We start from the raw sequence: 11,619 nt of genomic DNA on the forward strand, positions 1-11,619 counted from the left end.
AAAAACTAAAACCATTACCAGAATACTAAATTTTCTTATCATAACATTTCAATATATTCCTAACTAATCCAGCCTTCGAAATAAATGCAAGACTCGAAACTTTCTAAATTAGGCCAACCTATGGAAATTAAAACCCAACAAAAAATGTAATAATTTTTAAATCTATTTTATTGAATTAAAAAAGCCAAGGAAATCCTTGGCTTTTTTTAAGACTAATAGATTCTGAAACAAGTTCACAATGACAATTCCCTTTAAAAGTTCAGTGTCACTCCCACTAAAAAGTTAGCCGTAGCTTGTGGGTAATATCCCGCACCTTCAATGGTTGTAATTTGATTGGGATTACTCCAAGTATCATCATAGGTATAGTAATACCCATTTGAGATGTATTTCTTATTGAAAATATTATTTGCTAGCCCTGAAATAACAATACTATCAAATACCGAATTGGTTTTAATCTCATAAGTAACACTAAAATCGTTTACAAAATAGCTATCCAACTTCGATCTTTCAGCACCTGTATTTCCCATATATTGCTCACCAACATATTTACTCAACAAGGTCATTTGTAGATTCTTCAAAGGTGTCACGATGATAGCATTTCCAACAATCAGCTCAGGCGAAAACGAAATGTTTGTTTTTCCTAAGTTCACCAATTCACCATCCAAAGATGTGACGAACTCCTTATTTTTATTGGTGCTTAACGTCATATTTGGCTGCACTGTCAATACATCATTGATTCTTACCGCAGCTTCCACCTCAAGTCCCAAACGGTAGCTCTCACCACTGTTGTCACGTAAAGGGCTACCCACATCATCCAACTCACCCGTAAGCACCAGTTGTTCATTGTACATCATGTAATAGCCATTAACATTTAACCTGAAATTTTTATTGTTATGTCTCCAACCCAATTCAAAGTCGTTTAAGCGCTCTGGTTGCACGTCTGGGTTTCCTTTAAAATCATCTCTATTAGGTTCTCTATTGGCTCTAGCATAGGAGAAATAGAGGTTATTCATTTGGTTTAGCTCATAGGTCAATCCCAGCTTTGGGTTGAAAAACGTATAGTTTTTATCGACTACAAAAGGCACCAAATCAGATGAAATTCCAGAAGTCTCATAGGCAACATTTCTAACTTGGAAATCGGCAAAAAAACTCCAATGGCTATCAAAGCGCAGGTTAGCCTTGGCAAATCCACTCAAATCCTGTTTCTTTCCAACGCCATCATAGTAGCGGTCTCTTATTTCACTTTGGCTCGCGTAACGTGCCCAAATGATTTCTCCAAAATGATCCCCTTCATAATAGCTATAAGATCCTCCAAAGATCACATCCATAAAATCGTCTTTATAGTTGGCATTCGCATTGACCACATAAAAGTCGTTATCCAACCATCTGCGACGAATTAAATCAGTGGTATTGATAATTTCGCTACCTAATTCAATCTCTTCCAAACCGTAATCTGAAAAATCTTCATCTTCTTTATATTGCTCAAAAAACCCCCTTCCGTAGGTATAATTTAGCCCCACATTGGTTGACCAACGGTTGTTATACTTTTGATTCCAATGCAGTTGGTAATGGTCTTGGCTGTAGTTATCTACTTCATTGTCATAAAACTGCATGTTGCCATCCTCATCAAAATACATCCCTGCCGTGTTAAAAGTTCTATCGTTTTCCAGCTTGTCTAAATCTTCTAGACCATTCCAGCTTTGATAGGTTACTTCCTTACCACCAAACATAACCGCCTTGATTAAGGTTTGGTCACTTACATAGGAGCCTTGAACAAAATAGGATTTTAAGTCGGACGTTGCTCGGTCGATATATCCATCTGACTTGATCTGAGAAAGACGTCCTGCAATTTCGAAGTGGTCATTCATAAGTCCGGTACTGTACTTTACAGTATGCTTTCTGGTATTGTAACTTCCAAAGGAATTGGAAATTTGCCCGCTAGACTCTTTTGAAACGGCATCAGTAAGCACGTTGATACTCGCCCCAAAAGCCCCTGAACCATTTGTGGAGGTACCAACCCCTCGTTGTAGTTGTAAACTTTCTACTGAAGAAGCAAAATCTCCTAAATTCACCCAGAAGGTTCCTAATGATTCGGCATCATTGTAAGGAATCCCGTTAATGGTCACATTAGTGGATTGGGAACTCACCCCACGAACACGAATACCCGTATACCCCACACCTGCACCAGCATCTGAAGTGGTCACTACCGAAGGTAAAAAGTTTAACAGGACTGGAATGTCTTGACCTAAATTTCGCTTTTCCAATTCTTCACCTGTGACATTGGAATGGGTAATAGGAGATGTAGCATTGACCCGTACGGCCTTTACCAACACCTCATCCAGGCTTTCCAGTTTGGTTGAATCTTGGGTTGTTTCTGATGGATTCTCCTGCGACCACCCTGTCGCGGCAGTTATTAATAGCCCTAGGAGAACACTTGATTTGAATAAAATTTTCATTCGATAAAATAAATTTTAGCGAATAAAAAGAGGCAATTATTCTTTGTTGTTAAATGATTTATTTTGAGCGTTAAAAGCAGTAAAAAAGCAAAGCTTTTTTTGATACTCACTAAAAACATCTACTAGATGTTTTCTTAACGTTCGTAGTCCCTAAACAGCATTACCTGTTCTAGGTTCATTGGGTATGATCTCAGCCGATATTAGGCACCCCTTTATGAGAACGGCGCAAAATTAATGAAGAATTAACAATTAACAAGGAAAAAACAGAAAAGATAATCCGAGTTTGAAATAAGACTCGCTTTTATATTTCAGGCGGCTTTCTATTGGCCTTTTTATCAGATTGTTTGCGTTTATTATCCAAACGTTTTCTTTTAACAGAGGCTGGAATTTTAGTAGGTTTTCTTTTTTTAGGCTTCTTGAATGCCTGTTGAATCATTGCCAAAAAGCGTTCAATCACCAACTGTTTATTTTTATGTTGGCTTCTACTTTCATCACATTGAAGAATCAAAACTCCTTCATTACTGATTTTATTCTGAAGTTTCTCAAACAAGCTTTGTTTTTGCTCTTCATTCAAAGCCAAAGAAGCTTCCACATCAAAACGCAATTCTACCTTACTGGATACCTTGTTGACATTCTGTCCACCAGCACCCGAACTCCTCATGGCTGAAAATTGCAATTCTGATATGAGAGCTTCCTCTTGTACCATTACCCCTTAATTTGATGGGTGGTTTTTAATAAATCATTGACCGTTTTCACGGGATTAAAAGTTATTAAAGGAACCTCAACAAAAATGGTATTCCAAAAAGCCATACTACCGTTCCAAAGTCCGGGCAGTTCCAAGGCCTTTAAATCTTTACCTTGTTTGGTTTTTTTAGTGATAAAAGCCGCTTGATGATCTACATATTGCGTCAAATCAAATTTGTTGCCATTGTAATCTTTAACGCCACAAACAATATCTACTGGATTAAAATGAGTAGCATTTTTCAGTATGCTTTTTTGCTTCTTGTTTTTTATGTTGATTTGTGCCGATTCCACAATTTGAAGAGAAACGTTCGCAAATTCATCCTTCACCCAAAATGGACCACCTCCCGGTTCCCCTTCATTTTTGACCATGCCACAGACTCTCAAAGGTCTATTTAATTTGTCTCTCAAATAGGCTATTTGATATTTGGTTTTATATTTTTCAAATTCTGGAGAGATTCTCACATTTAAGTGCTGTGAAAGAAAAGCCGCCACCTCTTCTATTTCTGATTCAGATAACTGATGGTCATCCATTTGCTTTAAATACTCAAAAGCTTGTTGCTGGACCTCAATAAGAATCCCCGCCAACATCTTTTTATATTTGGCTACATCTTCTTTGTACTTATAAACCACCACATTATCTATGTTTTTCATAAAGATAATATCAGCTTCCAAATCATTGAGGTTCTCAATCAATGCGCCATGACCTGATGGCCTGAACAGCAAAGAACCGTCTTCATTTCTAAACGGTTTGTCCTTTGGCGTAACGGCAATAGTATCAGTAGATTGCTTTTGATAGGAAAAGGAAATATCAAATTTAGATCCTGTCTTTCCTTCAACTTTTTCTTCAATACGGTCAAATTCCTTTTTAAACTTATCCTGATGGTTTTCAGATATCGTAAAATGGATTTGAGTGGCACTATTGGAAGGTGCATAAAGCGCCGTTTCAAATAGATGCTCTTCAAAGGCCGTAGAAATCACCTGATTTTTATATTCATGAAATGGCAACAACCCTTTTGGACAATCACCATAATTTAACATCTTGGGATCCAACATCGCCTTAACAAACAGATAGGATCGCTCATTGATGTTTTTGCTTTCCAAGTCTGGATATGCCGTTTGGAGCTCCTCCATAACTTCATAATAGAATGGAAACTTTTCTAAACCGATAAAGAATAAATTTAAGTCCTTAGTGTCATGATTGTTGACATAAGAATTAAGACTTTCTTTCTCGGGATTGTATTCATCCAAGAACTGGAAAAGGAATTTAAACATTCTGGTCGCGGCTCCAGATGCCGGAACAAACTTTACAATGTCCAAACTATTTTTATCCGCCTCAAATTTTTCAATGGCTTTAGCCTCTTCTACTTCTGAAAGTCGCAAAATACCGTTATCTATAGTAGCTGCTTCTACCAAGTTTGAAAACGGAAGTCCGCTTTTAAATAGCTCAATTTGTTCATTGATTTTTTCTTCGGTTAAGCCTTTACTTTTAATTTGTTTAAGGTCTTTATTTTTAAATGCCATACGTTTTTGATAAAAGTTTATCGATTTGTTTTACTGCTTCATTAAATCGGGTAGCTTGATCCCCTTTGAGTAAAACAAAAGGTCTTTTGTGATTGATTAATGCTTGTTGAAATGTTTGAAACATTTCTTCTCTTTCATTGGGTTTATCTCTAATATTATCAGCAACCCAAGGAAGGTCAATATAGGTTAAAAAATACAAATCATAGGTGTTTTCTAGAGCGAATTTCTGCACGGGGTCTGGACAAAACCCAGAATAATACCACTCGCTATACACCTTCGTCTCTAACAAATCGGTATCACAAATAAGGAGTCTTTCTACTTGTTTAGATAATTTATTTTCCTCCTTCATTTGCCCAAATGCTATAGGAAGGACATCTTTTTCAGATAGTGTTTCTCCCAATTGCCACTTTTCCTCAGCATAAATACGCGAATATTCTTGAACCCATTTGGTTTGATAATGGTTTGCCAATTGTTCAGCCAACGTACTTTTTCCTGTTGATTCGGGACCAAACAGGACTACTTTTATGATATTTCGGGATTGCTGTTTAAGCTTTTCTTCCATGCCTTATAACCGTAAATGGCGATGATGGTAAACAATAGATACTGAAATGATGTAAAGATAAGGCCTTTATAAAAATATAAGGGAACCGATATCACATCACCTATAATCCAATAGGTCCAGTTCTCCAGCTTCTTCTTAGCCATAAGCCACATGCCCACAAAAAATATTGCCGTAGTGAGTGTGTCCACATAGGCCGTCCAGTGGTTAAATTTATCATGGACGGCGTAAACCACAATTATAAAAATGATGGTAAGAATAAATATAATGACACTCCAGAGCTGCTCCTTTTTGGTGGTTTTGGTGACAGGCACTTCTTGATTGTTCCCATCCTTTCGAGTCCAGTAATACCATCCATAAATACTCATGGAAAAGTAATAGGCATTGATAAGCATATCTCCCAATAATCCAAAAACCCATAAGATGTAAACAAAGAGCGCTGTACTTATGATACCGGTAGGATAAACCAAAATATTCTCCTTTTTGGAATACCACACACTTAAAAAACCAAAGACAACCCCAATAAGTTCTAAAACAACTAAATGAGTATCTACGCCTTCATATTGCGCAAAAAACCAATCAAAAATGTGGTTCATAGTCGTAGCGGTCTGACTTAACAATTTTCATATATAACAAGCCACGTTCTATAAGTTCAAAAGCTTCTTTGATTTCAACAGTCAAAACTCGCATTACTGCATCATAATCGCCGTAAACTTGTGTGCTCAATGGATTTTCCAAAACCTTAAGCTCTGATTCCCTTAATTTCTTGATAAAATGAATGATAGATGGCTCATAGTTATCCTGAATAGGCGTCAAGGTTAATTCTACTGATATTTTCATGATATATGTTTTAATTTGGGTTCTAATTTTAGTTCTTCAAAAAAGGATTCATCTTCCTCAAACGCGGTACCGATAACAATCATATCAGCTCCAGCACCATAGGCAAGTTCCATTTGTCGCATGTTTCTTATTCCGCCACCAACAATTAATGGAATTTTAAGCTCCATTCGTACTGCTTCAATTACATCATTGGCAACCGGATGCTGTGCACCACTTCCGGCTTCCAAATAAATCAATTGCTTGCCCATCAACTCTCCCGCTTTGGCTGTATGTGCAATCAACTCCACTTCAGTCTTACTGATTGGTTTGGTGCCTGTGACTCTTTCTACAGCCGTTTCCTTCCCATTTTCAATTAAAATATAGCCAGTAGGTATAACTTCCAATTGGGTCTCTTTCAAAATGGGAATAGCTTGCACATGTTTTTCTATCAAATAATCTGGGTTTCTTCCCGAGATTAAACTCAAGAATAATAAAGCATCTGCTTCACAAGTAATTTGGTTCACATCCCCTGGAAAAATCACTATGGGTAAATTGGTATGCTTTTTTATTTCGACTACCAACTTTTCAGTTTGGTCCGCTTCTACGGTACTTCCACCTACAAAAACATATTGAATTATGGAAGCATTCACCTTTTTCAGAAACTCAGGAACGGTTTCCAACTTTACCTTATCGGGATCCATTAAAACTGCAAGCAGTTTTTCTCCCTTATCAATGGATTGCTTTATGTGAAAATAGACCGATTTCATTATGGAATGGCATAAGCAAAGGTAAATCCCTCAAATTCTAAAAATCCTGACTGATATGATGATTTTGAACCTTGATAATCTATCCAAGCTTTAGTACCCGCTTCTTCCATTGTAAATGGAATCACCAGAGTATGCTGCAAAAAGCTTAGACCCGGTGTTGCGAATAATTTATAAAGCGATTCCTTGATGCACCAAATAACCGTAAGCTTATTGATGTATTCTGGGTCTTCTTCTTTTAAATAAAGAAATTCATAGTCCAAAAACTTTTGGGCAATCACTCCTATTTTTTCCCGTTGCTTTTCAATATCGATTCCAATCACCTCATCACTTACTGCAACAGCTGAGAAGGTAAAAGAATGGGTAATGGAAATATGCTTGCCATCCGTTAAATGAGGCTTGCCATTATCATCATAATACAAGTCTTCATCGGTATAGCCAAATTCGGCCAGCAAATGTCTTACGCTTAAAAAACCACGTTGATGCAGTTCACTTTTCATTCCCAAAACCCGTGTTTCACAAACAGGTCTCAATATCACATCCTGCTTCAAATAGTCGTATGACTCAGTGATTTTCCAAATTTTAATGGTGGTATTAGGGTTGGGATTAAGTGTTTTATACAGTGGCATTTAAAATTCTAAAACTTATTATTTATCTTTGCGGTCTAAAATTTTGAATGTAAATATACAACTATGAGCACAAAAACAATTCCTTACGTACCATATAAAGTGAAAGATATTTCATTGGCAGATTGGGGAAGAAAAGAAATAGAATTGGCTGAGGCTGAAATGCCTGGATTAATGAGTTTGAGAGAAGAGTATGGTGCACAACAACCTTTAAAAGGCGCTAGAATTGCTGGATGTTTGCATATGACCATTCAAACAGCTGTACTTATTGAAACATTGGTAGCCCTTGGTGCCGAAGTAACTTGGAGTTCTTGTAACATATTCTCTACACAAGATCATGCTGCTGCTGCTATTGCTGCTGCTGGAATCCCTGTTTATGCCTGGAAAGGTATGAACGAAGAAGAATTTGACTGGTGTATTGAACAAACTTTATTCTTTGGAGAAGACAGACAACCTCTAAATATGATTTTGGATGACGGTGGAGATTTAACCAATATGGTTTTAGACCAATATCCTGAATTGGCAGCTGGAATCAAGGGACTTTCAGAAGAAACTACTACTGGAGTTCACCGTTTGTATGAGCGTATGGAAAAGGGCACATTACCTATGCCAGCCATTAACGTAAACGACTCTGTAACCAAATCGAAGTTTGATAACAAATATGGATGTAGAGAAAGTGCTGTGGATGCTATTCGTCGTGCTACTGATGTCATGTTAGCTGGAAAACGTGTTGTGGTTTGTGGATATGGTGATGTAGGTAAAGGAACTGCAGCTTCTTTTAGAGGAGCTGGAAGTATTGTTACCGTGACTGAAATCGATCCAATTTGCGCCTTACAAGCAGCTATGGATGGTTATGAAGTAAAACGTTTGGAGTCTGTAGTTGGGAAAGCGGATGTTGTAATCACGACCACAGGAAACAAAGACATCGTTCGTGGTGAGCATTTTGAAGCAATGAAAGATAAAACCATCGTTTGTAATATTGGGCATTTTGATAATGAAATTGATGTAGCTTGGTTAAAAACCAATCATGGTAGCAGCAAAGTAGAGATCAAACCTCAAGTAGATAAATACACGGTTAATGGAAACGATATTATCCTATTGGCAGAAGGTCGTTTGGTAAACCTTGGTTGTGCTACAGGTCACCCAAGTTTTGTAATGAGTAACTCATTCACTAACCAAACCTTGGCACAGATAGAACTTTGGAACTACAGTGACAAATATGCTAATGAAGTTTATATGCTTCCTAAGCATTTGGATGAAAAAGTAGCCAAACTGCACTTGGAAAAAATTGGCGTTGAGTTGACTGAATTGAAACCAGACCAAGCCAAATATATTGGTGTTAAGGTTGAAGGACCATACAAGCCAGAATATTACAGATATTAATAAGACTGCGAGCGCTTCTAGACTCTAGATCGCTTCACTTTTTATATATTAAGATGAACCCTTGCAGTGATGTGAGGGTTTTCTTTTGGCTCAAAAATTGCTTAAATTACCAACACATGGCATATCAAGAAGTCAAAATAAAAGTCCCTCGATTTAATGAGGAATCTGGGTTTTATACCACTAAAAAACGCTCCAAGATGATGGGCAAAATTCGTGGGAAGAACACCAAACCAGAAATGCTATTCCGAAAAGCATTGTGGAAAAAAGGCATTCGATATCGCTTAAACAACAAACTTCCTGGTAACCCAGATATCTCTATTAAAAAATACAAACTTGCCATTTTTATTGATGGCGAATTTTGGCATGGGTATGATTGGGACGAAAGAAAACAAACTATCAAATCAAATCGGGAGTTTTGGATTCCAAAAATAGAGCGAAACATGCAACGGGACCGTGAAGTGAATCGGGCGCTTGCTGAAAAAGGATTTACGGTCTTCCGGTTTTGGAGTCACGAAATAAAACATGAATTAAAAACGTGCCTAAATGACATCTTGATTTACATTGAAACCGGCCGAATCTGGTAAAAAAATCCCCTTCAATTTATGAAGGGGAGTGCAAATGGAAACTTTTTCCAATTATATTGTTGCCATATCAAAACCATCTGTCTCTTTGGCTCCTAGATTATGAGTTTTTAAGTATAATATTACAGAAATTATAGTTCAATTTCTGTTTTATACATAATCTCTCCTTTCCAATTAACAGCTTGAACCAACATTTTTGAAGGCAATAAACTAACTATTAAAAATCCTTGTTCAGATTTAGAAAACTTCGTGAAATCTGACTCTCCCGTAGGTCGAACATCAGAACCTGCACCCGAAATAAAATGATGGGTGTACACACCCTTTGGTTTTAAATGCTGTATATCATGCTCATGACCTGCAAAATAAACAGGCACTTTATTAGTTTCGAAAAGATCCTCTAAATGATATCTTACATAAGGTTTGTCATCTACTCGTTTACCGGAAGTGTATAATGGATGATGTCCAATAACTATATTCCAGTCGGCGGTAGAATTTTTCAATGTTTCTTCTAACCATTTCTTTTGTTTTAAGGAATCTTGAGTTTTTACTTGTTGATATTTTTCCTCGTGATAATAATCGTCTTCAAAAGGGTTGGTATCTAAAAATAAAAATTTTGCTCGGGTTTTATCATCCTCTAAAGTCTTCTCAAATTCATAATAATGATCGGGCATATTCCATCTTTGACTTACCTGAGAATAATCTAACTGAGCTTGGTAATTTCCTCTGTAACCATGATTTCCCAAAATAACATACCACGGACAAAATAAATTAGACCCGTAATAAATGTCTTCAAAACTACTCTTAATAAAAGGGTCGTTTACAGAAGCGATTCCATCGGGGTAAAAATTATCCCCCACAGAAATGATGAATTCAGGTTCCAATATAAATCCAGCTTGTTGCATTATATCAGCCACCTCTACCTGTTTAAAATGACCATTTCTACCCCAATCACCAATAACATAAAAATGAAATGCCTCTTTTTCTACTTGAAGTTGATTTAAATTGGCATTTTCATTTTGATTATAGTACTTCCTCTGAGCCTGAATCTGACAAACAGTTAAGGCCAAAATAAAAAATAAAATTCTGTGCATGTTTTTAGAATTATTAAAGGCACAAAGAAATATGAACTCTGTACCTTTAATGTTTACTTTAAGTTGTTACTCAACGATTTTAGATAGGTCGTAGAAATAGAAATTTTTATTGTCATTCATAGCAACAAACAGTCCATTTTTAAACGTTTCGTTTAAATAGCCCGTGTAGGCCTCACATCCGTCAGTCTCTAGAGTTCCCAGATTCTTTGAATATAAAAACTCATTGGTTTTTCTATCAAAAACATTAAAGGTATGTTCCTGCTGATCTGACACAATAATATAACCTTCACCGTCTTTATAAGAAGCAATGGCTATCCCTTCTATATCTCTATTAAATGTGTCTCCACCAAAACAGGAAACCTCTTCATTACTTGCATCTGGCTCAGCCATATACTTTCTAACACAGCTCATTTCATCAGAATAATAGATATAGCCTAACTCGCTATCTACTGCAATCGCTTCAATTTCCTTTTTCCCACTAAAGTTACCAAACTCACGTGCCAACTTGAACTCTAAATGATCTCCTCCCGGAATTAATTCAAATTGATGCAAGTAATTTGTTGAAGGTCCATTTTTTCTTCCCACAACTGCATACACCTTCTCACTTTTTGGTGATTTGTAAATAGAAATTCCCATAGGTAAATTCCATTCATTCTCTAATGTATCTTGAAACACTTTAAACCCTCCCTGATCTAAGGCTTGCATATCAGGAATAGAAAATACACGTATTTGCTCACGTTCTCTTTCTGTGAAAACAAGTATATCTGTTATAGTCGAATCATTAATTTTCACATCGTAAGCTACATCGACATTATTTGGACGCTTCATTCCACGCAAGGTCTTCTCCTCAATAATCTTCCCTTGCAAATTGAAAGCATAAATGGCTCCATTGGTATCTTTATCGGTTCCAAAAACAATACTTTCTTCTGTATTTTCTTTATTCACCCAAATAGCTGGATCATCTGTATCATGCAAGGTGCTTTCTGTGATAACATCAGGAGCTATTTCTACTAAATTAGGTTTACATGAGTAGAACAAGCTTATTAACCCTAGGGTTAATAAGCCTTTTCTCATT

At 36.7% G+C, this 11,619-nt stretch carries 12 protein-coding genes; 2 read left to right on the forward strand and 10 right to left on the reverse strand.

Going from position 1 to position 11,619, the window contains the following annotated elements; all coding sequences use genetic code 11:
• Positions 1-251 precede the first annotated feature (251 nt).
• The 8 genes from LOK78_RS02700 to LOK78_RS02735 all read right to left on the reverse strand — a co-directional run bounded on the left by LOK78_RS02700 (position 252) and on the right by LOK78_RS02735 (position 7,492).
• A complete protein-coding gene (locus LOK78_RS02700) occupies positions 252-2,456 on the reverse strand; it encodes a TonB-dependent receptor (protein ID WP_232633460.1) in 2,205 nt (734 codons plus the stop codon).
• A 301-nt stretch (positions 2,457-2,757) separates the two neighbouring features.
• Entirely contained in the window at positions 2,758-3,162 is a 405-nt protein-coding gene (arfB, locus tag LOK78_RS02705; RefSeq protein WP_053971070.1) for an alternative ribosome rescue aminoacyl-tRNA hydrolase ArfB, read from the reverse strand.
• Complete coding sequence (locus tag LOK78_RS02710) at positions 3,162-4,721, reverse strand: DUF4301 family protein (RefSeq protein ID WP_232633462.1); 1,560 nt, start codon at positions 4,719-4,721, stop codon at positions 3,162-3,164. The genes arfB and LOK78_RS02710 overlap by 1 nt, the downstream gene beginning before the upstream one ends.
• Entirely contained in the window at positions 4,711-5,283 is a 573-nt protein-coding gene (locus LOK78_RS02715; RefSeq protein ID WP_232633463.1) for an AAA family ATPase, read from the reverse strand. The genes LOK78_RS02710 and LOK78_RS02715 overlap by 11 nt, the downstream gene beginning before the upstream one ends.
• Positions 5,244-5,876 carry a nicotinamide riboside transporter PnuC gene (gene pnuC, locus LOK78_RS02720; RefSeq protein ID WP_232633464.1) on the reverse strand — a complete coding sequence of 211 codons (633 nt, stop codon included), beginning with the start codon at positions 5,874-5,876 and terminating at the stop codon, positions 5,244-5,246. Before pnuC ends, LOK78_RS02715 begins: the two co-directional genes overlap by 40 nt.
• Complete coding sequence (locus tag LOK78_RS02725; RefSeq protein WP_166958097.1) at positions 5,860-6,120, reverse strand: thiamine-binding protein; 261 nt, start codon at positions 6,118-6,120, stop codon at positions 5,860-5,862. Before LOK78_RS02725 ends, pnuC begins: the two co-directional genes overlap by 17 nt.
• Positions 6,117-6,866 (reverse strand): phosphoglycerol geranylgeranyltransferase, encoded by a 750-nt coding sequence (locus tag LOK78_RS02730; protein ID WP_232633465.1) that lies wholly within the window; start codon positions 6,864-6,866, stop codon positions 6,117-6,119. Before LOK78_RS02730 ends, LOK78_RS02725 begins: the two co-directional genes overlap by 4 nt.
• Positions 6,866-7,492: a 4'-phosphopantetheinyl transferase family protein gene (locus LOK78_RS02735; RefSeq protein WP_232633467.1), complete on the reverse strand. Its 627-nt coding sequence runs from the start codon at positions 7,490-7,492 to the stop codon at positions 6,866-6,868. The genes LOK78_RS02730 and LOK78_RS02735 overlap by 1 nt, the downstream gene beginning before the upstream one ends.
• Before the next feature lie 63 nt (positions 7,493-7,555).
• On the opposite strand from LOK78_RS02735, the gene ahcY reads away from it, so the two are divergent.
• Positions 7,556-8,872, forward strand: a complete 1,317-nt coding sequence (gene ahcY / locus LOK78_RS02740; protein ID WP_232633468.1) for an adenosylhomocysteinase — start codon at positions 7,556-7,558, stop codon at positions 8,870-8,872.
• A 116-nt stretch (positions 8,873-8,988) separates the two neighbouring features.
• Entirely contained in the window at positions 8,989-9,456 is a 468-nt protein-coding gene (locus LOK78_RS02745; protein ID WP_232633470.1) for a very short patch repair endonuclease, read from the forward strand.
• A gap of 128 nt (positions 9,457-9,584) precedes the next feature.
• Here LOK78_RS02745 and LOK78_RS02750 read toward each other — a convergent pair whose 3' ends face one another.
• Complete coding sequence (locus tag LOK78_RS02750) at positions 9,585-10,544, reverse strand: metallophosphoesterase (protein WP_232633472.1); 960 nt, start codon at positions 10,542-10,544, stop codon at positions 9,585-9,587.
• Between the two features lie 66 nt (positions 10,545-10,610).
• Positions 10,611-11,618 carry a phytase gene (locus LOK78_RS02755; protein ID WP_232633474.1) on the reverse strand — a complete coding sequence of 336 codons (1,008 nt, stop codon included), beginning with the start codon at positions 11,616-11,618 and terminating at the stop codon, positions 10,611-10,613.
• Between the last annotated feature and the right edge of the window lies 1 nt (position 11,619).

It is taken from the genome of Mangrovimonas futianensis, assembly GCF_021245805.1.
GTDB classification, from domain to species: Bacteria; Bacteroidota; Bacteroidia; order Flavobacteriales; family Flavobacteriaceae; genus Mangrovimonas; species Mangrovimonas futianensis.